We start from the raw sequence: 23,855 nt of genomic DNA, 5'->3' as shown, positions 1-23,855 counted from the left end.
GCCTGAGGGCGGGCAACGGCAAAAGGCCGGGCGAGCGCCGGCAGCCGCGATCGGCCGGGCGGCCGCACCGGCGTGCCCGGCCCGCCGCCGTCAGATCGGCAGCAGCGTCAACAGCGGCGCGAGCAGCACCATCGCGACGCCCGCGATCATCATCGTCAGGCTCGACACGACGCCTTCCTCGCTGCCGATCTCGCGCGCCTTCGCGGTGCCCACGCCGTGCGCGGCCGCGCCGAACAGCGCGCCGCGCGCGAGCCGCGTGCGCATCGGCACGAGCGCGAGCACGATCTCGCCGAGCAGCATCCCGCAGATGCCGGTCGCGATCACGAACAGCGCGGTCAGGTCCTTCGGCGCATGGATCTTGTCGGAGACGGCGAGCGCGAACGGCGTCGACACCGAGCGGGTCATCAGCGAGCGCTGCAGCTCCGGCGACAGGTGCAGCAGCTTCGCGAGCAGCAGCGACCCGCAGACCCCGGCGGCGATGCCGACCACGACGCCGACCGACAGCGACAGCCAGTGGCGGCGGATCAGGTCGCGGTAGTCGTAGATCGGCACCGCGAACGCGATCGTCGCCGGGCCGAGCAGCCACATCAGCCAGCGCGTGTCGCGGAAGTAGACCGAATACGGGATGCCCGTCAGCGCGACGAGCGTGACCAGCACGCCGGGCACGAACACGAGCGGCGAGAACAGCAGCGTCTTCCGGTACGCATAGAGCCGCTTCGACGCGAAGTACAGCACGACCGTCAGCACGAAGCAGCCGACGGAGATCGCGGCGTTCACCTGGTCGACGCTCAGGCGCGACAGCAGCGCATGCATGACGGGCTCCGGCTCAGTGGACCGACACGGTCGCCAGACGCGCGCGGCGGCGTTCGGCGAACATGCGTTGCGCGGCGAGCTTGCGCTCGAGCTTCGCGGCGAGGTCGACCGCGACGGCCACCGCGACCATCACGAACGCGGTGCCGGCGACGACGACGAGCGCGAGCCGCCAGCCGTCCTCGCGGAACAGGCCGCCGTACTGCACGGCCGCGACCGCGGCCGGCACGAAGAACAGCAGCATGTCGGACAGCAGCCAGTTCGCGCCGTCCTTCACCCACGCCGGCGCGACGCCGCCGGAGAACAGCAGCACGAGCAGCACCGCGAGGCCGATCACGCCCGACGGCACCGACAGCCCGACCGCGCGCACGGCCCAGTCGACGGCCATCCACAGCACGCCGAGCGCGGCGGCCTGCAGCGCGATCCGGCCAGTGCGCGTGAGCTTGCCCGGCGTGGCGGGAAGGACGGCGACAGACGCGGTCGAGTGGCTCATGGCTGGCTCCTGCAGAGATTCGGTTGATGGTAGGAGTATAGGGTTTCCCCCATCCATAAATAAAATGACTTGTCTCTATCCTTGTCATTCCATTTCGGAATTCTACGACCGTTGCACCAATCTGGGGAGGCGCCGATGGAGTTGCGCGCACTGCGGTATTTCGTCGAGGTGGTCCGCCAGCAGAGCTTCACCGCGGCGGCCGACAGGCTGTTCGTGACCCAGCCGACCATCAGCAAGATGGTGAAGGCGCTCGAGGACGAGATCGGCTCGCCGCTGCTGCTGCGCGACGGCCGGCAGATGGTGCTCACCGACGCCGGGCGGATCGTGTTCCAGCGCGGGCAGGACGTGCTCGCCGCGCAGGCGCAGCTGCAGTCGGAGCTGAACGACCTCGGCACGCTGGGCCGCGGCGAGCTGTCGATCGGCATCCCGCCGCTCGGCGGGTCGCTGTTCACGCCGATCATCGCCGCGTACAAGCAGCGCTACCCGAACATCGAGCTGAAGCTGTTCGAGCAGGGCGCGCGGATGATCGAGGCCGCGCTGGTGGCGGGCGAGCTGGAGCTGGGCGGGCTGCTGGAGCCGGTCGATCCGGAGGTGTTCGACCGGCTGCCGATGGTGCGCGCGCCGCTGTGGCTCGTCGCGCCGCGCGAGTCGCGCTGGGAGGAGCACCCGGCGGTGCCGCTCGCCGACCTCGCGCGCGAATCGTTCGTGTTCTACGCGGAAAGCCTCGCGCTGCACGACGCGGTGCTCGACGCGTGCCGGCAGGTCGGCTTCACGCCGTCGATCGTGAGCCGCAGCGGGCACTGGGATTTCATGGCCGCGCTCGTGCACGCGGGGGTCGGCATCGCGCTCCTGCCCGAGCCGTACTGCCGGCGGCTCGATCCCGACCAGTTCACGTGCCGGCCGATCGTCGAGCCGGAGATCACCTGGGCGATCGCGCTCGGCTGGCTGAAGAAGGGCTATCTGTCGCACGCGGCGCGCGCGTGGCTCGAGGTCGCGCGCGCGACGCTGCCCATCGCGTCCGGCGATGATCTCGCCTTCGGGGGTCTGCTCGCGCGCGAGTGATGCGGGCCGGGACATCGGCACGCGGCGGCCGTGCGGCTCATGCGTGCCGTGGGCGGTGGGCGTGGGCGACGTGTGCGGCCCGCGGCCGGTGGCCGGGCACGCGACGCCGGCCGCGGCGGGGCTCAATGCCCCATCGCCGGCCCCGCGCCCTTCCTCGGCTTGGTGATCCACACGAGCGCCGCGAGCGCGACGAACACGATCGCCGACAGGTGGAAGAAGTCGTTGGTCGCCATCATGAAGCCTTGCTGCGTGACGATCTGGTTGATCTGCGCGTTCGACATCTGGCCCGCGATGCCGAGCTGCGCGAGCGCACCCTGGTAGTCGGTCGTGCTCTGCGCGTAGACGCTCACGGATTCGGACAGCCGCGCATGGTGGTAGATCGCGTCGTTCTCCCAGAACGTCGAGCTGGCCGCGGTGCCGATCGCGCCGGACAGCGTGCGCAGGAAGTTCGACAGCCCCGACGCGCTCGCGAGCCGGTCGTCGGCGATGCTCGACAGCGTGATCGTCGTCATCGGCACGAAGAAGCACGCGACGCCGATCCCCTGCACGAGCCGCGGCAGGATCACGTGGTTGAACGGCACGTCGAGCGTGAACGTCGAGTTCCAGATCGACACGCCGGCGAACACGACGAACGCGAAGCTCGCGACCATCCGCAGGTCGAGCCGGTGCATGTTGCGGCCGATCAGCGGCGACAGCACCAGCGCGAGCAGCCCGACCGGCGCGGTCGCGAGGCCGGCCTTGCCGGCCGTGTAGCCCATCACCGTCTGCAGCCACAGCGGGAAGATCACGACCGAGCCGAAGAACGCCATGAAGCCGAACGAGATGATCAGCGCGCCGAGCGCGAAGTTGCGGTCCTTGAAGAGCGTGAGGTCGACCACCGGCTCCTTCTCGGTCGCCTCCCACACGAGCATGAACGCGAGCGACACGACCGCGATCAGCGCGAGCGCGACGATGAACGTCGAGTTGAACCAGTCGCGGTCCTTGCCGAGGTCGAGCATCATCTGCAGGCACGACACGCCGATCACGAGCAGCGCGAGCCCGACCGCGTCGATCCGCTGCCTGGTCGTCTTCGTCTCGCGGCCGCGCAGAAGCACGAACGCGCAGGCTGCCGAGAACACGCCGATCGGCAGGTTGATGTAGAAGATCCACGGCCACGTGTAGTTGTCGCTGATCCAGCCGCCCAGCAGCGGGCCGAAGATCGGCGCCACGATCACCGTCATCGCCCATAGCCCGAGCGCGAGCCCGCGCTTCGCGGGCGGGTAGCTGCGCATCAGGATCGTCTGCGACAGCGGCACCATCGGCCCCGACACGAGCCCCTGCAGCAGCCGGAACGCGATCAGCGTCTCGAAGTTGTTCGCGAGGCCGCACAGCGCGGACGCGATCGTGAACGCGAGCACCGACAGCGTGAACAGGCGCACCTCGCCGACCCGCCGCGCGAGCCAGCCGGTGAGCGGCACCGCGATCGCGGACGCGACCGAATACGACGAGATCACCCATGTGCCTTCGCTCGTCGCGACGCCGAGGCTGCCCGAGATCGTCGGCACCGCGACGTTCGCGATCGACGTGTCGAGCACTTCCATGAAGGTGCCGAGCGCGAGCCCGACGGTGAGCAGCGCGAGGGCGCCGCCGGACAGCGGCGCCGGTTCGGCGGCGGGGGACGCGGGCGAGGCCGCGGAGGCCGTGGTGTCGGACATCGGAATCTCCTATGCGCGGCGCGCGCAAAGCGCACGACGGGCGTGCACGGCCGGGAACGAGGGGAAATACGTGGAGCGGAGCGTATGACGCGTCATCTTCTGCCCAGACAGATAAATAAGTGAACGCTTAACCAAAATGTCGACGCCTCGCATGGCTTCAGCAGTCCGGCTCGCCGGACGAATCGCACCCGAGGGTGCCGGGGCCGTTCGCGATGAAGCGCTGCAACAGGCCCGTGAGCGTCGCGAGCTCGTCGGCCGAGAAGCCGGCGAGCTGCGCGTTCAGCGCGGTCGCGATCAGCGACGGCAGCGCGCGGGCGGCGTCGGCGCCGCGTTCGGTCAGCGTCAGCTCGATCACGCGGCGGTCCTGCTCGCTGCGTGAGCGTGCGATGAAGCCCTTGCGCTCGAGCCGGTCGAGCATCCGCGTCATCGAGCCGCTGTCATACGCCATCTTGCGCGACAGCTCGAACGGCGTGCGCACGTATCCGCGCGACAGCAGCAGGATCACGCCGACCTGCTGCGCGGTCAGGTCGAGCGGCTCCAGCGCGCGGTCCATCCGCTCGATGAGCGCCTGACGCGCCTTCGTCAGGTAGTAGCCGAGACTCGATTCCAGCTCGATGCCGTCAGGATCGTAGAGACCGCCGTTCATTCTCGATTGCGCGCGCAGCAATAGTGCTTTGTCGGAAAAACGCGACCAGTATCTTGAAAATTAATTGCTTAGTCAATATTATTTCAGGCAACCAGTTACGACGTGCGACCTGCACTGCCGGAGACGATGTTCTGACCTGCCTTGCCCGCGCCGCGGGCGCCTCGAGGATGTTCGCGATGCTGTTCCTGAAAAATGCCGCCGGCGCGCTGCGCCGCAACCTGACCGATACCGCTCACCATGTGTTCTCCGGGCCGCACCGCGGCTGGAAGCTCGCGCTGTACGTCGCGATGCTGGTGTTGCCGGGCGGCTCGCTCGCGGCGCTCGGGTTCGCGTGGTTCGATCATCGCCGGCAGCGCAACGCGAAGGGGGCACGCAATGGCGAACGCAAGGCGGCGGCCGCCACGGAGCCGTCGTCATGGCGCGCGGCCGCCATCGAACCCGCACACTGCCACTGACTGACCGGCCGGCACCTGCCGGCGAGCGGCGCGCCCCGCGTGCGCCATCCGCCGCAAGCGATCCGTAATGCCCGGTAACCCGGCCTGCCGCGCCGGTAACACATTCCCGCCCTCGCGCGCCTTACCCTAACGGCTGCGCAGCTTCCCCGCCGTCAGTTACCATTTGTCCGCCTGCGGCCTGCCGGCCGCATCGCGCGCCCGCGTGCCCATGCCCCGGGCCGCGCCCAGACAGGAATCACACGCATGCCGTACGTCCCATCCCCGCGCGCCCGCCGCCCGCTCGCCGCCGCCGTCGCGTTCGCGACCGCCATGCTGCTCGCCGGCTGCGCCGTCGGGCCCGACTATCACCGCCCCGACACGCCGATGCCCGCCGCGTTCAAGGAAGCGCCCGCCGGCTGGAAGGTCGCGCAGCCGGCCGACGGCGCCGACCGCGGCGCTTGGTGGAGCGTCTACGGCGATCCGCAGCTCGACGCGCTGATCGGCAAGCTGAACGCGTCGAACCAGACCATCGCGCAGTCGGCGGCCGCGTACCGGCAGGCGCGCGCGCTCGTCGCCGAGGCGCGCGCCGCGTATTTCCCGACCGTCGGGCTGAGCGCGTCGGGCTCGCGCTCCCGCACGCCGCGCGCGTCGCTGTCGTCCGGCTCGTCGTCGAGCTTCGGCGGCGGCAGTTCCGGATCGATCGGCAACAGCTACAGCGTCGGCCTCGACGCGTCGTGGGAGCCCGACCTGTGGGGCAAGGTGAGCCGCACGGTCGGCGCGCAGCGCGCGGGCGAATCGGCGGCCGCCGCCGATCTCGCGAACGCGCGGCTGTCTCAGCAGGCGACGCTCGCGCAGACCTACTTCCAGCTGCGCACCGCCGATGCGCTGCAGAAGCTGCTCGACGACACCGCCGCGTCGTACGCGCGCTCGCTGCAGCTCACGCAGAACCGGTACGCGCAGGGCGTCGCCGCGCGCGCGGACGTGATCCAGGCGCAGACGCAGCTGCAGAGCGCGCAGGCGGCCGCGATCGACAACGGCGTCGCGCGCGCGCAGTACGAGCACGCGATCGCGACGCTGATCGGCGAACCGGCGTCGACGTTCTCGCTGCCGCCGCTGCCGCTCGCCGCCGAGCCGCCCGTCACGCCGGTCGGCGTGCCGTCGGCGCTGCTCGAGCGGCGGCCCGACATCGCGGCGGCCGAACGCCGCGCGGCCGCGGCCAACGAGCAGATCGGCGTCGCGATCTCGGCGTTCTTCCCGACACTCACGCTGTCGGCACAGGGCGGCGTGCAGAGTTCGGTGTGGTCGAACCTGTTCACGCTGCCGGCGCGCTTCTGGACGGTCGGCCCGCAGCTCGCGGCGACGCTGTTCGACGCGGGCCTGCGCGCCGCGCAGACGGAGGCCGCGCGCGCGACCTACGACCAGGACGTCGCCGCATACCGGCTGTCGGTCCTCACCGCGTTCCAGGACGTCGAGGACAACCTGGCGTCGCAGCGCATCCTCGCGCAGGAAATCGACGTGCAGCGGCAGGCGGTGGACAGCGCCGAACATGCGCTCGCGATCGTGACGAACCAGTACAAGGCGGGCACGGTCGACTACCTGAACGTGCTGACCGCGCAGACGACCGCGTTCAGCGCGCACCAGAAGCTCGCGACGATCGCGGGGCAGCGGATGGTGTCGTCGGTCGGGCTCGTGAAGGCGCTCGGCGGCGGCTGGGACGTGTCGCAGATCGCGCGCGAGACGGGCGGCGTGGCCGCGCCTGCGCCGGCCAGCGGCGCGCCGGCCGTGCCGGTTGCGCAGAAGTGACGTGAAATGCGCGCGTCGCGCGCGTCAGCGCGCCGCGTCGCCGTAGATCAGCGACACCGAGCCGTCGCCGATCGGATGGCCGAGCAGGTTCAGCAGGCCCGCGAGGTTCGCCAGCTGCTCGGGCGCCGCATGCGCGGTGCCGCGGAACGACCCGCTGCCGGGCCCGAATGTGCCGTGCCCGTCGAGAAACAGCGGGCCTTTCGTCGTGGCCAGGTCGAGATCCGCGCCCGAACCCTTCGCCTGCAGCACCGCGCGGTACGAGCCGAGCGGCTTCACGCGCGACACGCGCGAGCTCATGTCGTCGATCGTCACCGTCAGCTGGCCGAACGCATTGCTGCCGATCAGCCGCCAGTCGCTCCAGCGGACCCACACGTCGCCCTGCAGGTCGAGCGTGTTGAACGGCGTGCCGAGCCCCGCCAACAGCGACGCCGGCACCGACATCGCGCCCGCGGACAGCACCGCGCCACGCCACGTCGCGTCGAGCGTGACCGCGTCGGGCATCGCCTCGGTCTGCCGCATCCGCATCTGCACGCGCCCGGTCAGGAGCGGCCAGAAGCGCGTCGTCCATTCGACCCGCCCCGGCAGCAGCGTCGCCGCGCTGCGGTCGGCGCCCGGCGCGAGCATCAGGGTGCCCGAGCCGTGCCACAGCGAGCCGTCCGGATCGACGAGGTTCACATGGCCGCCCGTCGCGCGCGCGAATTGCGGCGCGATCCACGCGGCCGGCGCGAGCGCGACCAGCGTGACGGCGGTCGCGAGCCCGCCCGCCGCGAGCCACGGCAACGCGGCCCAAAGCCGTCTCGGCCACGGCCTCATCGGCCGGCCGTCGCTTGCATCATCCATTGCGTCGTTTCTGCATCATTTCTGCGTCGACGGCTGCATCACGGCCGTCAGGTCGACCTGGCCGTCGTCCTTCAGCGCGGTGACGTGCGCCTCGCCGACCTGCACCTTGAACTGCTTGCGCACGTCGTCGAGCCATTGGGTCCACGCCGGGAACGACGCGTTCTTCAGCTGGATCTGCACGCCGTTGCCGACCAGCTGGATCTGCCCGCCGGGCATCCCGTGGTCGGACAGCGACGCCGCCAGCGCGTCCTTCAGCGCGGCGCCGGTCGGCGCGACGCCCTGCGCGGCCGCCGTGAGCGAGCGCGCTTCGTTCGCCTGCGCGGTCATCTTCGCGAGCTCGGCGCGCATCGCGGGCAGCGCGCGCGTGATCCGCGCGCGGCCTTCCTGCGCGGGCGACCACAGCACCGAATAGGCGATCGCGACCGCCAGCACGGCGCCGCCCCAGCCGAGCAGGTTTTTTTCCCGCGGGGTGCGCTCACCCCAGAATTGCGTGAGAGTCTGGTTCAGTTCAGCCTTCATGACCGGCTCCGGATCGTCCATTTGCCCGTGCTGCTGTCGACTTCGCCGGCCAGCCCGTTGCGCGCGAGGCGCTGCGTGAAGTCGGGATCGACCGTCACGCCCTGCTTGAAGCCGACGTCGAGCCGCCGGTCGTGATAATCGAGCGACGCGATGCCGTTCAGCGGCAGCGTGCCCATCGAGCGCGACAGCCCGCTCGCGAGCGCGAGGAAATCGTTCGGCGACAGCTCGCCCGCCGCGAGGCGCAGCTGGTCGAGCTGGCGCTGCATCTGCGCGGCCGGATCGAGCACCGTCGTGGTCTTCGGGAACGCGGACAGCAGCGTCTCGGTGATCTGCGCGGACAACGCATCGCGCTCGCGCGACAGCTTCCACCAGTGCACGTTCATCCCGATCACCGCGACGCCGAGCGTCGCCGCGACGAGCGCGACCGGAACCCGCAGCCGCTTGAGCGTCGCGCGGTCGAAGCGCCACGGCTGCGACTCGAATTCGAACTGGCACAGATCGAAACGCTCGGCCAGCGCGCGGCGCGCGAACGTGTCGAACGGCAGCGGCGCCGCGCCCGGCAGCAGCGCGGCGGCGCCCGACGGCTCGACGTCCGTGCGCTTGACCGACGCGAGCTGCGGTTCCGCGCCCGGCTCGCCGAGCACGTACAGCTCGACCGGGGCGCCGCCCGCGAGCGCGGCGAGCGTGCCGGTCGCGCGCTGTGCGGGCGCAGCGAAGCCTTCGCCCAGCGCGCCGCGCGCGACCGCCAGCTCGAGCCGCGGCGAGCCGGATGCGTCCGGCTGCGCGCCCGCTTCGACGAGCACCGGCTCGACCGACGCCGCGACGCCCAGCACCGCGGCGACCGCGGCCGGGCGCGGCGGCGGGGCGGCGTCAGCCTCGGCTTCGGCGGCTGCCTCGTCGGCCGCCGCCGTCGCCGGATCGGTGACGGCCGCGGCCGCCGCGAGCGGCGGCGGCAGGCAGCGCGTCGCGGGCACCGCGCGCAGATGCCGGTGGCCGGCCGCGGCAAACGCGTCGCAGATCGCGCGGAACCACGCGCGATCGACGACCGCGAGCACGCGGCGCCCGTCGGGCAGCGCCGCCGGATCGACCGCGACGTGGCAGCCCTGCGGATCCTGGATCAGCTGGTCCTCGACGATGTTGGGCAGCGCCTGGCGCAGCTTCGGCCCCTTGAGCGGCGGCACCGTCGCGGCCAGCAGCAGCACGTCGCGCGCGGCGACGACCAGCACCGTCGCGGCCGCGCGCGGCAGCAGCGCGAGCGCGGCGCGTCCGGCCCGCTGCGTCTGGCCGGCCTTGTCGACGAGCATGAACGGCAGCTCGGGCCATTGCCATTCCTGCAACGGCACGGCGGGCTCGCGCGGCGGCAGTAAAACAATCAGCGTGCTCAAGGGCTCCTCTCCCGAATGGCGTCGTTATAGCTGGTCGCGGATGCGCACGACCCGCGTCGAGTGCGTGGTCGGATCACGATACACGAGCGAGGTGCGGTCGACCTCGGCGCGATCGTGCTGGATCCGTCCATGCACGATGAAATAGTTCGAATTGACGTCGATCAGCGTCGGATCGGGCGTCACGTTCGGCGGCGGCGCGCCGGCGCCGCGCAGCGCAAGCTGCACGTCGCCGACGTTGCGGAAGAACACGGTCTCGCGGCGCGACACGAGCGCCTGCGCCGACGCCACGCTCATCCCCGGCACCAGCGCCGCGATCACCTCGGCGGGCGCGGTGTTCATGTTCACGGGCGTCGTGGTCGGCAGCACGGTGACGAACGGGCGCAGCCGTTCGACCATTTCCGGCGTGACGCCGTCGACGTCGAGCAGGCTGTCGACGCTCGTCATGATGAGCGGCGCCGGCCCGCGATCGCTGTCGGCGAGGCCGGGCTCGTCGGTGAAGGCCGTGCCCTGCGTGCCCGTGCCTGCCTCCGGCAACGGCGCGCCCGCGGCGCCGGGCAGCGTCGCCATCTGGAAGCGCGACGCCGAATGCTTCAGGCCCGCGCGCACCTGCAGCGCGATGCGCTTCGCGAACGCGCCGTCGTAGCCGAGCGTCGTCACGAGGCGCTGGAACGCCTGGAGCTGCGCGGCGTTGAGCTGCAGCACGCCGGGCGCGGGCGTCGACACGAGGTTGCGCAGGTTGAACTTCGCCTGCGCGTCCTCGATCGCGCCGGACAGATAGGTGTCTTCGCCTTCGCTGCCGCCGCCGCCCACGCCGATCTTGCCCATGAAGTCCGACAGCTTCGTCTTCGCGATCGGCACGCCCCAGATGCCGCCGAGATACGTGATGCCCGGCGCCGTGTCGCCTTCCGAGCGCAGGATCATCCGCGTCCAGTCGAGCGCGCCGCGCGCGACCCACTGCGCCTGCGCGATCAGGCGCTGGTTCTCGATGCGGCGGATCTGCACCTGCTCGCGCCACAGCATCCCCGATACGAGGATCGCCGACAGCGCGACGACGAGCAGCGCGGTGATGATCGCGGCGCCGCGTTGCCGGCGCGCGGGGCGGGGGGGCCGGAGGAACGGAAGCGGGGCAGGGGCGCGCATCGTCATTCCCCGACGAGGAAGATACGGGTCACCGGCACGCGCAGCGACGTCGCGCCGATGCTGACCTGCAGGCCCGTCACCGCGCGCGGCGGCGGTGCGTTGCCGAGCTGCGGCACCTTGATCGCATCGTTGTTCTGCGCGAGCGCTTCGTCGGCCGTCTGCACGTTCGTGGTCCAGCCGACGCGCGGCACGTAGAGCTTCGCGTCGATCGCGCCGACTCCGCCCATCAGCGCCACCGAGCTCCAGCCTTCGACGTCGGGGTTCTTCAGCGTGTCGCGCAGCCGGTTCGCGTCGGCGAGCGGCGGCGACGCGTAGCGCACCACGCGCCCCGCCGCGATCCGGTAGCGAATCACCTGCAGCCGCGGCGCGGCGCCCGGCGCGTCGAACGCGCGGACGATCTGCAGCGTGTTGCCGGCGACGCCGAGCGCGGGCTGGCCGGCCTCGTCGTCGGTCGCCGCGCGGCGCGCGTCGATGCGCATCTGGTCGAACATCTGCGCAAAGATGCGTTCGTCTTCCATCGCCGACGACACCTTGTCGCGGCCGCGCATGATCTGGTCGAGCCCGCGCCATGCGAGCACGGCGACGACCGCGAGAATCGCGATCGCGATCATCAGTTCGATCAGCGTAAAGCCGCGCGTGCGGGCGCGCCGCGTGGATTCAGAGCGAGCGGCTGGTTTCATTCGCGACCACCGTGACCATCTGCGCGAGCACGCCTTTGCCGTCCGGCGCGCTCACCGATACCTGGACGCGCCGGAACACCGGATTCGGCGTCGCGCTGACGCGCTGCGTGCAGACGAGCTTCACGTTGCCCTGCGAGCAATCGAAGCTCTGCTCGCCGATCTCCGGCCACGCATGCGCGAGCCGCAACTGCGCGAGCGCGTTGTCGGCGCTCCAGCTGGCCAGCAGCCGGCGATGCAGGTCCGACGAGCCGGTCGCCAGCGTGCCGACCGCGCGAATCGACGCGGCGAGCGCCACCGCGATGATCGCAAGCGCGACCAGCACCTCGATCATCGTGAAACCGCGCGCCGCTGAACGTCCCGTGCAGGGACGCATCGCGGGAGCGGGGGAAGGGGAGAAGAACGGCCGGCGATGCATCGTCACTGCACCTCGTAGCGGCCGTTGCCGGTGCCGACGATCGTCACGCTGCCGACGGTCGAGCGCAGCGTCACGCGCACCGGCATGTCGATGCTCTCGGTGCCGAACACGACGCGGTCCACGCGCGTATCCGAGCCCGGGTAGTCGATGTCGGCGCCCGTCACGCCGCCGTCCCAGTCGCGCGGGCGCAGCAGGTCGTCGCGCAGCGTGCGCCAGCCGTCGGCGGTGCTCATGTCGAAGCGAAATCCGCGCGCGGTCGGCTGCCAGGCGATCGGACGGGCGCGCACCTGCGCTTCGTCGCCCGCCGTCTCGAACAGCAGCGCGAGCCGCTGCGCTTCCTCGCGCAGGTCGGTGCGCGGATTGCGCGTCAGCGACAGCGACGCGAGCGACACCAGCAGGCCCGCGATCACGAGCACGACGAGCATCTCGAGCAGCGTGAAGCCGCGCTGCGGCGCCCGCGCGCCATCCGCGCGCGCCGGCGCCCGGCGCACACGGCAGCCGCGCCCGAAGCGGGAAGTCGTGCGGATGGCGAGCATGGGGATCAGAAAAAAGAGACGTCGGGCCGGTCAGCGATCGTTTACTGCCACGAACCGATGTCGGTATCGTTGGATTCGCCGCCTTCCTTGCCGTCGGCGCCGTAGCTGAACACGTCGATCTCGCCGTGCACGCCCGGGTTCAGGTACTTGTACGCGTTGCCCCACGGATCGTTCGGCAGGCGCTCGAGATAGCCGCCGTCCTTCCAGTTGTTCGGGATCGGATCGGTGCTCGGCTTCTGGATCAGCGCCTGCAGGCCCTGGTCCTGCGACGGATAGCGGCCGTTGTCGAGACGGTACAGCTTGAGCGCCTGCATGATCGTGCCGATGTCCTGCTTCGCGGCGATGCGGCGCGCCTCGTCCGGACGGCTCATGATCTTCGGCACGATCAGCGCCGCCAGAATCCCGAGAATCGCGACCACCACCATGATCTCGATCAGCGTGAAACCGCGCTGACGGCGAACAGCTCCGTTGCGTCGAGTGATCCACGTTTGCATGCTGCTGACTTCCTCTTTCCAAAAAATTGTCGTCGATTGAGTGACGTTTCCGAAGCAACCGGGTCAGGTCCCTGCGGGACTGCTGCGCCGATTGCGCCGGGCACGGAGCACGCATTGTAAGGCGCGGCCCGCCAAGGGCTTTCACTCAACGCAAATTTCACATACATCCGTACAATAGCGCGCATGAACGCGATCTCGATCCGGATACTCTCCCTCGCCCTCTTCGCGGCGTTGTGCGCGACGGCCACCTATTGGGTCGTCACGCTGTCGGCCCGCGAAGCACCGCTGCCCGCCGCCGCCGCGCGGCCCCCGATTCGCACCGAGGATGCCGCCGCGCTGTTCGGCGGCCAGCTCGACAAGAATCCCGTGCAGGACATCCACCTGTTCGGCATCCTCGCGCTCCAGCGCGGCGCCGCCGCGATCGTCGGCGTCGGCGGCGAGCCGCCGCGCGCGGTGTCGCTCGGCGCCGAGGTCGCGCCCGGCGCGAAGCTCGCCGAAGTCCGCGACCGCTCGATCATCGTCGAGCGCAACGGCGCCCGTGCCGAAGTCGCGTTGCCCGCCAACACGCCGTCTCCGGCGATCTACATGCGCTGAACGTCCGGTGACGGCCGGCACGGCCGTCACTGCACCATGTTGTTCAGCTCGATGATCGGCAGCATCACGGCCAGCACGATCACGAGCACGATGCCCCCCATCGCGAGAATCAGCAGCGGCTCGAGCAGGCTCGTCAGGAACATCGTGCGGCGTTCGAGTTCGCGCGCCTCGCCTTCGGCCGCGCGGTCGAGCATCGTCGTCACGTCGCCCGTCGCCTCGCCGGAACGGATCAGGTGCACCAGCACCGGCGGAAACGTCTTCACGTTGTTCAGCGCGCGCGACAGCGCGGAGCCTTCGCGCACGCGCACGATCGCGTCGTCGATGTTCGCGCGCATCGCGCGGTTCGACAGCGTCTCGCCCGCCGCCTGCAGCGCGCGCAGGATCGGCACGCCGGCCGCGGTCAGGATGCCGAGCGTGCTCGCGAAGCGCACCGTGTTGTAGCCGCGCACCAGCTTGCCGGCGAGCGGCGCGGTCAGCAGCCAGCGGTCGAACGCGAGGCGCGGCCCGTCGCGCGACAGCGTCGCCCTGACGAACCAGACGACGAGCACGGCCGCGATCACGATCGCCCACCACCAGTGCCGCACGAAATCCGACAGCGCCATCATCACGACCGTCAGGATCGGCAGTTGCTGCTTGGTGCTCGCGAACACGTTGACGACCTGCGGCACCACGTAGCTCAGCAGGAACGTGACGATGCCGAACGCGATCAGCGTGACGATCCCCGGATACGTGAACGCGAGCAGGATCTTCTGCTTCAGCGCGTTGCTCTGCTCGATGTAGTCGGCGAGGCGCGACAGCACGATGCCGAGCTTGCCCGTGTGCTCTCCCGCCGCGACGAGCGCGCGATAGATTTCCGGGAAATCGCGCGGATGCTGCGCGAGCGCGTTCGCGAGCGAATGGCCGCCCAGCACCTCGGCGCGGATCGCGGCCATCAGTTCGCGGATGTAGTCGCGCTCGGCCTGCTCGGTCAGCACGCCGAGCGATTCGTCGAGCGGCAGCCCGGCGATCAGCAGGCTCGCGAGCTGGCGCGTGAGGATGGCCTGTTCGCGCTGCGACAGCTTGCGGCCGAGCGCGAGGCGCTGGCTGCGCGCGCCGCGGGTCGCGCTGGCCGCCGGCTCGACGACGAGCGGCGTCAGCCCCTGCGTGCGCAGCTGGCCGCGCGCGCCGCGCGCGCTGTCGGCTTCGACGACGCCCTTTTGCGCATGACCTGCCGCGTCGATTGCTTCGAATCGGAATGCCGGCATCGCGCTATGCGCCTCCCGTCACGCGCAACACTTCCTCGAGCGACGTCGCGCCCGCCGCGAGCCAGCGCTCGGCGTCGTCGCGCAGCGTGCGCATCCCTTGCGCGCGGCCCGTCGCGAGAATCTCCGCGTCGGCCGCGTTGCGGTGGATCAGCGTGCGAATCGACTCGTCGACGATCAGCAGTTCGTATACGCCGCGCCGGCCCGCATAGCCCGAATGCCCGCACTTGTCGCAGCCGACCGGATGCCACACCGTGCGGCCTTCCTCGTGCCGCTCTTCCTTGCAGACCGGGCAGAGCTGCCGCACGAGCCGCTGCGCGAGCACGCCGAGCAGCGACGACGCGAGCAGATACGGCTCGACGCCCATGTCGGTCAGGCGCGTGACCGCCGACGCCGCATCGTTCGTGTGCAGCGTCGCGAGCACGAGGTGGCCCGTCAGCGACGCCTGCACCGCGATCTGCGCGGTTTCGAGGTCGCGGATTTCGCCGATCATGATCACGTCCGGGTCCTGCCGCAGGATCGAGCGCAGCGCGCGGGCGAAGGTCATCCCGATCCGCTCGTTCACCTGCGTCTGGCCGATGCCGGACAGGTCGTATTCGATCGGGTCCTCGACCGTCATGATGTTGGTCGTCGCGGTTTCGAGCCGCGACATCGACGCGTACAGCGTCGTCGTCTTGCCCGAGCCCGTCGGGCCCGTGACGAGCACGATGCCGTGCGGGCGCGCGATCAGCTTGTCGAACTGCGTGAGCGTGTCGCGGCCCATCCCGAGCGCTTCGAGGTTCAGGCGCTGCGCGTCCTTCTCGAGCAGACGCAGCACCGCGCGCTCGCCGTGCCCGGTCGGCAGCGTCGACACCCGCACGTCGACCGGCCGGCCGCCGACCCGCAGCGTGATCCGGCCGTCCTGCGGCAGGCGCTTCTCGGCGATGTCGAGCTGCGCCATGATCTTGATCCGCGAGATCAGCGCGCCGTGCAGCGCCTTCTTCGGCCGCACGACGTCGCGCAGCGTGCCGTCGACGCGAAAGCGCACGACCGACGCGTTCTCGAACGGCTCGATGTGGATGTCCGACGCCTGCTCGCGCGCCGCTTGCGTGAGCAGCGCGTTGATCATCCGGATGATCGGCGCGTCGTCTTCCGATTCGAGCAAGTCCTCGACTTCGGGGATGTCCTGCATCAGCCGCGACAGGTCGACTTCACCCTCGACCTCGCCGACCACCTGCGCGGCGCTGCCGTCCTGGCGCGCGTAAGCCTGGTTGATCGCGTGCGCGAGTTCGTCGGCCGGCAGGCGCAGCACCGAGATCGAGCCGAAGTTGCGCGCGATCTCCGCGAGCGCCGCGTCGCTCGTGCGGTCGCTGATCCACACTTCGAGCGTGTCCTCGTGCTGATGCGCGATCAGCACCTGGCCGCTCTTCGCGAAGCCGTACGGCAACAGCCGCGCGGCGAGCGGCGACGGCGGCGGGCGTTCGCCCGGCGCGCCTTCGTGGGTGGAGGCGGGCACGTCGCTCACTGCGAGGCTCCCGGCGTGGCGCTCAACGGTTGCTGCGGCACCGTCTGCTGCGGCACGCTTTGCGGCTGCACGGGCGTCTGCTCCGGCAGCGGCTGGGCCGGGACCGGCGCGACCTGACGCTGCATCTGCTGGCGGCGCATCTTGTCGAGGTCGAACAGGTTCATCGCGGGCGAACCGCCCTGGCTCGGGCCGAGCGGCATCGGCGGCACGACCGGGTCGTCCTTGTCCTTGATGATGTTGTTGTCCGACTTGTACGCGCCCGTCACGCCCTGGATGTAGTCGTAGCGGTTCGCGGTGACGGCCTGCGCGGTCTCGCGGTCGTTGATGATCACCGGGCGCAGGAACACCATCAGGTTGGTCTTCTGGCGGGACTTCGACTCCGAACGGAACAACTGGCCGATCCACGGGATGTCGCCCAGCAGCGGCACCTTGCTGTTCGACGTGTTGTAGTTGTCCTGCATCAGGCCGCCGAGCACGATGATCTCGCCGTTGTCCGCGAGCACGGTCGACTGGATCGAGCGCTTGTTGAACGTCGGCCCGGGACTATTGGCCGACGTCGAAACGGTCGACTGAACCACCGACGAATCTTCCGTGTAGAGCTGCATCTTCAGGATGCCGCCATCGGTGATCTGCGGCTTCACGTGCAGCGTGAGGCCGACGTCGCGGCGGTCGTACGTGTTGAACGCATTGCCCCCCGTGCCGCTCGTCAGGTTCGAGTACGAACCTGTCGGGATCGGCACGTTCTGGCCGACGACGATCTTCGCTTCTTCGTTGTCGAGCGTGATGAGGTTCGGCGTCGACAGCACGTTCGCGTCGCTCGAGCCGGCGAAGTACTGCAACAGCGCGCCGAGCCCCTGGACGCCGAACATATTGCGCAGCCAGCCGATGTTCAGGCCCGGCGTGAGCGCGCCGACCGCAGTGAGCGGCGACGTCGCGGCCCTGCCGGTCAGATCGATGATGCTGTTGCCGAGCCCCGCGCCGCTTATCGATGCTCCGCTCGGCAGGTTCGTGCCCGCAAAGAGTGCGTTGTTCGCCACCTGCCACTGAATCCCCAGGTTGCCGGACGTCGTCGCCTGCAGCTCGACGACGAGCGCCTCGATGTAGACCTGCGCGCGCCGCGCGTCGAGCTGGTCGATCACCGCGCGCAGGTTCCGGTAGACGGGGTCGGGCGCCGTGATGATCAGCGAGTTCGTCGCCGCGTCGGCCTGGATCATCCCGCCCGGCTGGTTTTCTTCGCCCTTTTCCTTCTCGCCGCCCAGGAGGCCGCCGGTGCCGAGGCCCCCGCCTTGCGACGAGCCGCCGCCGTACGACGAAGACGACGTACCGCCGAGGCCGCCCGACGGCAGCGGCGGGGTGCCCGCGGTGCCGGTCGAGAAGCTGCCGGCCGCCGACGAGCCGCCCTGGTTGAACGCGCTCGCTTCGTTCGACGTCGCCGACGCGCCGGTTTCGCCGCCGCCCTTGCCGAGCATCCCGCGCAGCGTCTTCGCGAGCTTCGTTGCCTCGGCGTTCTTCAGCGGCACGACGTGCATGTTGCCGGGCACGCCGCTCGGCGCGTCGAGCTGCTGCACGAGCCGCTTCGCGGCCGCGAGGCGCGACGCGCTCGACGCGCGCAGCATCAGCGAATTGGTGCGCGGGTCGGCGATGACCGACACCTTGAGCGTCGCGTCGCTGTTGCCGATCGCGCCGGGGTCGAGCATCTTCTGCAACTGCGCGGCCAGATCGATCGCGTTCGCATTCTTGAGCGGCACGACCAGTACCTGCGCACCGGCGGCGCTGTCGACGCCCGCAATGATCTGCGCGATGCGGCGCACGTTGTCCGCATAGTCGGTGACGACGATCGTGTTGTTGGCCGGATAGGCGGTGACCGTGTTGTTCGGCGAGATCAGCGGCCGCAGCACCGGCAGCAGGTTGTTCGCCGATTCGTTACGCAGTTCGAATACCTGCGTGACGACCTGGTCGCCGCGCGCCTGCGGCGAGTTGCCGACGTAGGTCGGCACGCCCTGCAGCTTGGCGTCGGCCTCGGGCACGACCTTCAGCACGCCGTGATCCTGCACGAGCGCGAAGCCCTGCATGCGCAGCGCGGACTGCAGCGTCTTCAGCGCCTGGTCTTCCGGCACCGGACGTTCGGCGACGAGGTTGAGCTGCCCCTTCACGCGCGGATCGACGATGATCGTCTTGCCGGTCGCGGCGCCGATCGCCTTGGCAACCTGATCGATATCCGCGTTCACGAAGTTGAGCGTGACCTGAGCGTGGGCGGCCTGCGCGACGATGATGCCGGCGACCATCAGGGTCGCAGCGACGCGCCGCATAACGAAGCGATTTCTTGTCATGGATGAATGGGTCGATGCCGGCTCAGGCCACATCCGGCGGTGGTACTGGATCCAATTCCGAAAACAGCGACATTAGCAGTTTTTCATGTCCGAAATATCACATCGATCCGAATACTGTCTCATATACGACATCTTGCTGGCGCAATGTATGCAGAATGTAATATTTTCGGCATCACTGCGAGATTCCGGCCGCCATCGCCTTGTCGCGCTATCGAGATCGACACGGAAATGCGGTATAAACGGTCTGCCGTCCGTCGGATGTCGCCACGTGACGGTCTGTCGGTATGATACGGGCGACGCGTTTCCAGTCGTACGCCGAACAGACACGGGTTTTCCCGAGCATTTCACCTATTCGTCACCGCTTGCGCACTATGAACAGACGGTTCGCTTCGATCGCGCTGATCGCCGCCGGCGCATGGCTCGCCAGCGGCAACGCTCGCGCCGACTGTTTCGACGAAGCGGCCAAATACCAGCAGGTCAATCCGCTGATCCTGCGCGCGATCGCGTGGCAGGAATCGCGCAACCGGCCGGACGCGAGGAACAAGAATGCGAACGGCTCGACCGACTACGGGCTGATGCAGATCAATTCGATCCATCTGCCGGTGCTGTCGCGCTACGGGATCGGCCGCGACACGCTGATGGAGCCGTGCAAGAACGTCTATATTGCGGCGTGGCACCTGCGCCAGAAGATGAACCGGTACGGCAACACATGGCAGGCGGTCGGCGCCTATCACTCGGAAACGCCGTCGCTGCGCGACAAGTACGCGAAGCAGATCGCCGGCATCCTCACGCAATGGAAATTGCTGCCGCCGCAGCCGTGACCCGGCGCCGCGCCGGCCGGCCGATGCGCGTTTGATGCACAATGCGGGCTCACGCCGCCATGTCGACCGGCCCCGCGGGCCGATCGCGCCCCGCAAGGGCGCCGCGGCCGCTTTTTCCTTTTTTCGTTGGTGCGTATCGTTATGAATCCGGCAATGAACCAGCCGTTGCCCGTCACCGTGCTGTCCGGCTTTCTCGGCGCCGGCAAGACCACGCTGCTCAACCATATCCTCGCGAACCGCGCGGGCCTGAAGGTCGCCGTGATCGTCAACGATCTCGCGGCGGTCAACATCGACGCGTCGCTCGTGCGCGACGCGCAGGCGCTGTCGCACGTCGAGGAGCGGCTCGTCGAGATGTCGAACGGCTGCATCTGCTGCACGCTGCGCGACGACCTGCTCGTCGAGATCCGCAAGCTCGCCGCGGAAGGCCGCTTCGACGCGATCCTGATCGAATCGACCGGGATCGCCGAGCCGATGCCGATCGCCGAAACCTTCACGTTCGTCGACGACGACGGCAGGTCGCTCCGGCGAGTTCGCGCGGCTCGACACGCTCGTCACCGTCGTCGACGCTTTCAATTTCCTGCGCGACTACGGTTCGGACGACGCGCTCGCCGCACGCGGCATTGCGGCCAGCGAGGACGACGACCGTACGCTCGTCGAGCTGCTGATCGAGCAGATCGAATTCTGCGACGTGCTCGTGATCAACAAGGCCGACCTCGTCGGCGCGGACGAGCTGGCGCAACTGCAGCACATCCTCGCGCGGCTGAACCCGCGCGCGCACCAGATCGTGTCGACGTTCGGCAACGTGCCGCCCCGCGAGCTGCTGGACACCGGCCGCTTCGATTTCGACGAGGCGGCGAACGCGCCGGGCTGGCTCGCGTCGCTCGAGCACGCGCATGACCACGATCACGAGCACGGCGATGACCATGCGCATCCGCACGTGCATGGCGAGGCGGACGAATTCGGCATCGGCAACTTCGTCTACCGCGCGCGCCGGCCGTTCCATCCGGGACGCCTGTGGGCGCTGCTGCACGAGGAGTGGCCGGGCGTGCTGCGCAGCAAGGGGTTCTTCTGGCTCGCGACGCGCAACGACATCGCCGGCTCGCTGTCGCAGGCGGGCGGCGTGTGCCGGCACGGGCCGGCGGGCTTGTGGTGGGCCGCGCAGGATCGCGCGGAATGGCCGGACGACGACGCGCTGCTCGCCGAGATCCGCGCGGAATGGCAGGGCGACCTCGACGACCGCTCGGTCGGCGACCGGCGCCAGGAACTCGTGCTGATCGGCATCGGCCTCGACGCGGCGGCATGGCGCGCAAAGCTCGACGCATGCCTGCTGACCGACAAGGAATTCGCGCTCGGCGCCGAACAATGGGCCGCATTCGACGATCCGTTCCCGGCGTGGGACGTCGACGAGCATGATGACGACGATCCCGACGGGCAGATCGTGCATGCGTAACACGCGGTAAACACGCTGCTGGCAAGCGGCCGACACAACGTTAAATCTTGCAAGCGCGGCGCACACTGTGGTGAAAATGCCGCGCGCGCCAAACAAAAAACCCGCCTTCCGGCGGGTTTTTTTCTGGAACGAGCGCGGTATTAACGCTTGTTGACGGCGTCCTTGAACGCCTTGCCAGCCGTGAACTTGACGGTCTTGGCTGCCGGGATCTTGATGGTTTCACCCGTCTTCGGGTTGCGGCCCGTACGTGCTGCGCGCTTGCCCGAACCGAAGCTGCCGAAGCCGATCAGCTGAACCGCATCGCCCTTCGACACGGCTTTCTTGATGACTTCGAGCAGCGTGTCCAGCGTTTCGCCGGTTTGAGCCTTGCTGGCGCCCGTTTGGGCGGCGACGGCGTCGATCAGTTCCTGTTTGTTCATTAAGGTTCCTTTTTCAGGTTAGGTTGACACGAACAGCGCGAACGCGCCGATTATACGTGCGCGAACCGTGCCGTCGAGAGTCGGACTCCGACGGCACTCCGCCGAATCCTGGCCCCGCAGGTCGGCCCCCGGCATCCCGAAGACCGCCCCGCAGAACGGCGCTTGCTATGATAGCGCAGCGCAAACCCAATAACGACAAGGGTTTCAAAGATTTTCATCGGTGTTTCGCCGAATGAATCATTGCTTGCGGGTTTTTTGACCTGCGCCAACCGGACAGGATACGCAGCGCGATCGGCCCGTGTGCAGCGCCGTTGGTTTTTGCCAACGGCGCGCCGGGCCGGTCCGCGCAACCCCTTGCCAGGCTTGGTCGCCACGATATTTGTTTCGCATGCCAGACCGACTCGTTCCCGCCACGATCGCGTTCAGCGACGACGGCACCCTCGTCTCGCCCGCCTACGGCGACGTCTATCACAGCGCCGCCGGCGCGCTCGCGCAGGCGAACTACGTGTTTGTCGCAGGCAACGGCCTGCCCGCGCGCTGGCAGGGCAGGCGCACGTTCACGATCGTCGAGACCGGCTTCGGCGCCGGCGGCAACTTCCTCGCGACCTGGGCCGCGTGGCGCGACGATCCCGCGCGCTGCGAGCGGCTCCACTTCGTGTCGGTCGAGAAGCATCCGTTCACGCGCGACGACCTGCGTCGAGCACTTTCCCACATCGTTGCGGGCACAACTTTGTCGGAGCAGGCGGCGCTGCTTGCCGATGCGTGGCCGCCGGCCGTGCCCGGTTTTCATCGGCTCGAATTCGACGGCGGACGCGTCGTGCTCACGCTCGTGTTCGGCGATGCGCTCGCGATGCTGCCGAAGCTCGCGGTGCGCGCCGACGCGTTTTATCTGGATGGCTTCGCGCCGTCGAAAAACCCGGACCTGTGGTCGGTCGACCTGTTTCGCGCGCTCGCGCGCCTCGCCGGCGACGGCGCGACATTCGCGACGTATTCGAGTTCGGGCGCCGTGAAGCACGCGCTCGCGGAAGCGAGCTTCGCGTATCGCAAGGTCGACGGCTTCGCCGGCAAGCGCGCGATGCTGGTCGGCGAATTCGCGCCGCGCTGGCAGATGCGCCGTCACGAGCCGCCGCGTGCGCTGCCGGTCGACACGCGCCGCGCGATCGTGATCGGCGCGGGCCTCGCGGGCTGCGCCGTGGTCGAGCGGCTCGCCGCGCGCGGCTGGGACGTCACGCTGATCGAGCGGCGCGAACGCATCGCGGGCGAAGCATCGGGCAATCCCGCCGGCGTGTTCCATCCGCTGATGACGCGCGACGACAACGTCGCGAGCCGGCTCACGCGCAGCGGCTTCCTCCACGCGCTCGCACGCTGGCGCGCGCTCGAACGTGCGGGCCACGGGTTCGGGCGCAGCACGCGCGGGATGATCCAGCTCGCGGAATCGGCCGACGATTTCGAGCGGATGCGCGCGGCCTTCGACGCGCTCGGCGCACCGGCCGACCATGTCACGCTGCTCGATGCCGACGCCGCGCGCGCGCATCTGAATCTGCCGGTCGCGCACGGTGGCCTGCTGTTTCCGCACGGCGGCGCCGTATGGCCGGCCGGGCTCTGCGCCGCCCAGGTCGCCGCGGCCGGCGAACGCGTGACGCTGCGCACCGGCACCGAAGTCGCGGGGCTCGAACGCGATGGCGACACGTGGCGCGCGCTCGACGCCGCCGGCCGGACGATCGCGCAAGCGCCGGCCGTCGTGCTCGCCAACGCCGGCGATGCGGTGCGGCTTGCCGGCTTGCGGCACGTCGCGCTGCAGCCGGTGCGCGGGCAGCTCACGCTGCTGCCGCCGGGCAGCGCGGCGCCGCTCGACTGCCCGGTGATCGGCGACGGCTATGCGGTGCCGCTCGACGACGGCACGCTGCTGATCGGCGCGACGTTCGAACCCGACGACGTCGATCCTGAGATTCGCGACGCCGGCCACCTCGAAAACCTCGCGCGCATCCGGCATCTGCTGCCGGGCCTCGTCGGCGACGTGCCGGACGTCGATACGTTGCGCGGGCGCGTCGCGTTTCGCTGGGTCGTCGCCGATCGCGTGCCGCTGATCGGCCCGCTCGCGGACGAAGCGCAGGCGCTCGCCCACGCGAAGGCGCTCAGCGGTGCGAAAGCGCGCGACCTGCCGCGCACCGGGGGCCTTTACGGCGCGTTCGGCTACGGTTCGCGCGGCCTCGTCTGGGCGGCGCTCGGCGCCGAGCTGATCGCGTCGCAGCTCGAAGGCGAGCCGTGGCCGCTCGAGCGCGAGCTCGTCGATGCCGTCGACCCCGCCCGGTTCCTGATCCGCGCCCTGCGCGGGCGCAAACTCGGCTGACCTGGCCGGCCCACGCCTCACAGTCCCGCGATTCGCCCGCGCAAACTTATCCACGGACCGCTGTGGATAACCGCGCGAAATCCGTGCGCACTCCGTGTGCAATCACAGTGGACGTAAACTGGGCAAGTCGGCACAGCTGTGAAACGGACCAAAAGTTGCTCAACTCAAACCGCTGTGAGCAAACAGCGTGTGCAA

The 23,855-nt window shown here is 69.6% G+C and carries 22 protein-coding genes and 1 pseudogene; 7 read left to right on the top strand and 16 right to left on the bottom strand.

Translation table 11 applies throughout. The annotated features are described in order from the left end of the window. Positions 1-90 precede the first annotated feature (90 nt). Positions 91-813: an LrgB family protein gene (locus WJ35_RS11155; RefSeq protein ID WP_069239156.1), complete on the bottom strand. Its 723-nt coding sequence runs from the start codon at positions 811-813 to the stop codon at positions 91-93. Between the two features lie 13 nt (positions 814-826). Continuing rightward, the gene (locus WJ35_RS11150; protein ID WP_069239155.1) at positions 827-1,303 is read right to left on the bottom strand and encodes a CidA/LrgA family protein; all 477 of its coding nucleotides are present in this window, start codon (positions 1,301-1,303) and stop codon (positions 827-829) included. A 135-nt stretch (positions 1,304-1,438) separates the two neighbouring features. Between WJ35_RS11150 and WJ35_RS11145 the strand changes: the two genes are divergently transcribed. Further along, positions 1,439-2,365: a LysR family transcriptional regulator gene (locus WJ35_RS11145; RefSeq protein WP_069239154.1), complete on the top strand. Its 927-nt coding sequence runs from the start codon at positions 1,439-1,441 to the stop codon at positions 2,363-2,365. A gap of 122 nt (positions 2,366-2,487) precedes the next feature. On the opposite strand, the gene WJ35_RS11140 is transcribed toward WJ35_RS11145, so the two are convergent. Beyond that, positions 2,488-4,059, bottom strand: a complete 1,572-nt coding sequence (locus tag WJ35_RS11140; RefSeq protein WP_060231093.1) for a DHA2 family efflux MFS transporter permease subunit — start codon at positions 4,057-4,059, stop codon at positions 2,488-2,490. Between the two features lie 157 nt (positions 4,060-4,216). Then, a complete protein-coding gene (locus WJ35_RS11135) occupies positions 4,217-4,705 on the bottom strand; it encodes a MarR family winged helix-turn-helix transcriptional regulator (RefSeq protein ID WP_059655771.1) in 489 nt (162 codons plus the stop codon). 167 nt (positions 4,706-4,872) lie between these two features. On the opposite strand from WJ35_RS11135, the gene WJ35_RS11130 reads away from it, so the two are divergent. Together WJ35_RS11130 and WJ35_RS11125 are read left to right on the top strand one after the other, a co-directional pair. Beyond that, entirely contained in the window at positions 4,873-5,160 is a 288-nt protein-coding gene (locus tag WJ35_RS11130) for a hypothetical protein (RefSeq protein WP_010090243.1), read from the top strand. A gap of 243 nt (positions 5,161-5,403) precedes the next feature. Further along, positions 5,404-6,942, top strand: a complete 1,539-nt coding sequence (locus tag WJ35_RS11125) for an efflux transporter outer membrane subunit (RefSeq protein WP_060231095.1) — start codon at positions 5,404-5,406, stop codon at positions 6,940-6,942. 24 nt (positions 6,943-6,966) lie between these two features. Here WJ35_RS11125 and WJ35_RS11120 read toward each other — a convergent pair whose 3' ends face one another. The 8 genes from WJ35_RS11120 to gspG are packed head-to-tail and all read right to left on the bottom strand — an operon-like array spanning position 6,967 to position 12,951. Continuing rightward, positions 6,967-7,755, bottom strand: a complete 789-nt coding sequence (locus WJ35_RS11120; RefSeq protein ID WP_060231192.1) for a type II secretion system protein N — start codon at positions 7,753-7,755, stop codon at positions 6,967-6,969. 42 nt (positions 7,756-7,797) lie between these two features. Further along, the gene (gspM, locus tag WJ35_RS11115) at positions 7,798-8,301 is read right to left on the bottom strand and encodes a type II secretion system protein GspM (protein WP_029226289.1); all 504 of its coding nucleotides are present in this window, start codon (positions 8,299-8,301) and stop codon (positions 7,798-7,800) included. After that, on the bottom strand, positions 8,298-9,686 hold the full coding sequence (gspL, locus tag WJ35_RS11110; RefSeq protein WP_060231098.1) for a type II secretion system protein GspL: 1,389 nt from the start codon (positions 9,684-9,686) through the stop codon (positions 8,298-8,300). Before gspL ends, gspM begins: the two co-directional genes overlap by 4 nt. Before the next feature lie 24 nt (positions 9,687-9,710). Further along, positions 9,711-10,832 carry a type II secretion system minor pseudopilin GspK gene (gene gspK / locus WJ35_RS11105; protein WP_155121892.1) on the bottom strand — a complete coding sequence of 374 codons (1,122 nt, stop codon included), beginning with the start codon at positions 10,830-10,832 and terminating at the stop codon, positions 9,711-9,713. Next, entirely contained in the window at positions 10,829-11,506 is a 678-nt protein-coding gene (locus WJ35_RS11100) for a PulJ/GspJ family protein (protein WP_059966493.1), read from the bottom strand. The genes gspK and WJ35_RS11100 overlap by 4 nt, the downstream gene beginning before the upstream one ends. Continuing rightward, positions 11,484-11,879 (bottom strand): type II secretion system minor pseudopilin GspI, encoded by a 396-nt coding sequence (gene gspI / locus WJ35_RS11095; RefSeq protein WP_045566928.1) that lies wholly within the window; start codon positions 11,877-11,879, stop codon positions 11,484-11,486. Before gspI ends, WJ35_RS11100 begins: the two co-directional genes overlap by 23 nt. A gap of 44 nt (positions 11,880-11,923) precedes the next feature. After that, the gene (locus WJ35_RS11090; RefSeq protein ID WP_060231101.1) at positions 11,924-12,457 is read right to left on the bottom strand and encodes a GspH/FimT family pseudopilin; all 534 of its coding nucleotides are present in this window, start codon (positions 12,455-12,457) and stop codon (positions 11,924-11,926) included. A 41-nt stretch (positions 12,458-12,498) separates the two neighbouring features. After that, positions 12,499-12,951, bottom strand: a complete 453-nt coding sequence (gene gspG / locus WJ35_RS11085; protein WP_010090232.1) for a type II secretion system major pseudopilin GspG — start codon at positions 12,949-12,951, stop codon at positions 12,499-12,501. Positions 12,952-13,134: 183 nt separating this feature from the next. Here gspG and WJ35_RS11080 point away from each other — a divergent pair, with 183 nt between their 5' ends. Next, positions 13,135-13,545, top strand: coding sequence for a general secretion pathway protein GspC (locus WJ35_RS11080; RefSeq protein WP_010090231.1), 411 nt, complete (start codon positions 13,135-13,137; stop codon positions 13,543-13,545). A gap of 26 nt (positions 13,546-13,571) precedes the next feature. Here the strand turns inward: WJ35_RS11080 and gspF are convergent, their stop codons facing one another. The 3 genes from gspF to gspD are packed head-to-tail and all read right to left on the bottom strand — an operon-like array spanning position 13,572 to position 18,620. Next, complete coding sequence (gene gspF, locus WJ35_RS11075; RefSeq protein WP_010090230.1) at positions 13,572-14,789, bottom strand: type II secretion system inner membrane protein GspF; 1,218 nt, start codon at positions 14,787-14,789, stop codon at positions 13,572-13,574. Positions 14,790-14,793: 4 nt separating this feature from the next. Beyond that, entirely contained in the window at positions 14,794-16,281 is a 1,488-nt protein-coding gene (gene gspE / locus WJ35_RS11070) for a type II secretion system ATPase GspE (protein WP_332307725.1), read from the bottom strand. A gap of 5 nt (positions 16,282-16,286) precedes the next feature. Next, entirely contained in the window at positions 16,287-18,620 is a 2,334-nt protein-coding gene (gene gspD / locus WJ35_RS11065) for a type II secretion system secretin GspD (RefSeq protein ID WP_069239153.1), read from the bottom strand. Between the two features lie 371 nt (positions 18,621-18,991). Here gspD and WJ35_RS11060 point away from each other — a divergent pair, with 371 nt between their 5' ends. Together WJ35_RS11060 and WJ35_RS11055 are read left to right on the top strand one after the other, a co-directional pair. Next, positions 18,992-19,441: a lytic transglycosylase domain-containing protein gene (locus WJ35_RS11060; protein WP_069239152.1), complete on the top strand. Its 450-nt coding sequence runs from the start codon at positions 18,992-18,994 to the stop codon at positions 19,439-19,441. A gap of 141 nt (positions 19,442-19,582) precedes the next feature. Continuing rightward, positions 19,583-20,891: pseudogene (locus WJ35_RS11055) on the top strand (GTP-binding protein). A gap of 140 nt (positions 20,892-21,031) precedes the next feature. On the opposite strand, the gene WJ35_RS11050 reads toward WJ35_RS11055, so the two are convergent. Then, positions 21,032-21,310: an HU family DNA-binding protein gene (locus WJ35_RS11050; RefSeq protein ID WP_006401505.1), complete on the bottom strand. Its 279-nt coding sequence runs from the start codon at positions 21,308-21,310 to the stop codon at positions 21,032-21,034. Between the two features lie 388 nt (positions 21,311-21,698). Here WJ35_RS11050 and mnmC point away from each other — a divergent pair, with 388 nt between their 5' ends. Continuing rightward, the gene (gene mnmC, locus WJ35_RS11045) at positions 21,699-23,660 is read left to right on the top strand and encodes a bifunctional tRNA (5-methylaminomethyl-2-thiouridine)(34)-methyltransferase MnmD/FAD-dependent 5-carboxymethylaminomethyl-2-thiouridine(34) oxidoreductase MnmC (protein WP_069239151.1); all 1,962 of its coding nucleotides are present in this window, start codon (positions 21,699-21,701) and stop codon (positions 23,658-23,660) included. Positions 23,661-23,855 lie beyond the last annotated feature (195 nt).

Source organism: Burkholderia ubonensis, from assembly GCF_001718695.1.
Classification (GTDB): Bacteria; Pseudomonadota; Gammaproteobacteria; order Burkholderiales; family Burkholderiaceae; genus Burkholderia; species Burkholderia ubonensis_B.
This window is presented reverse-complemented; position numbering and strand designations above follow the sequence as displayed.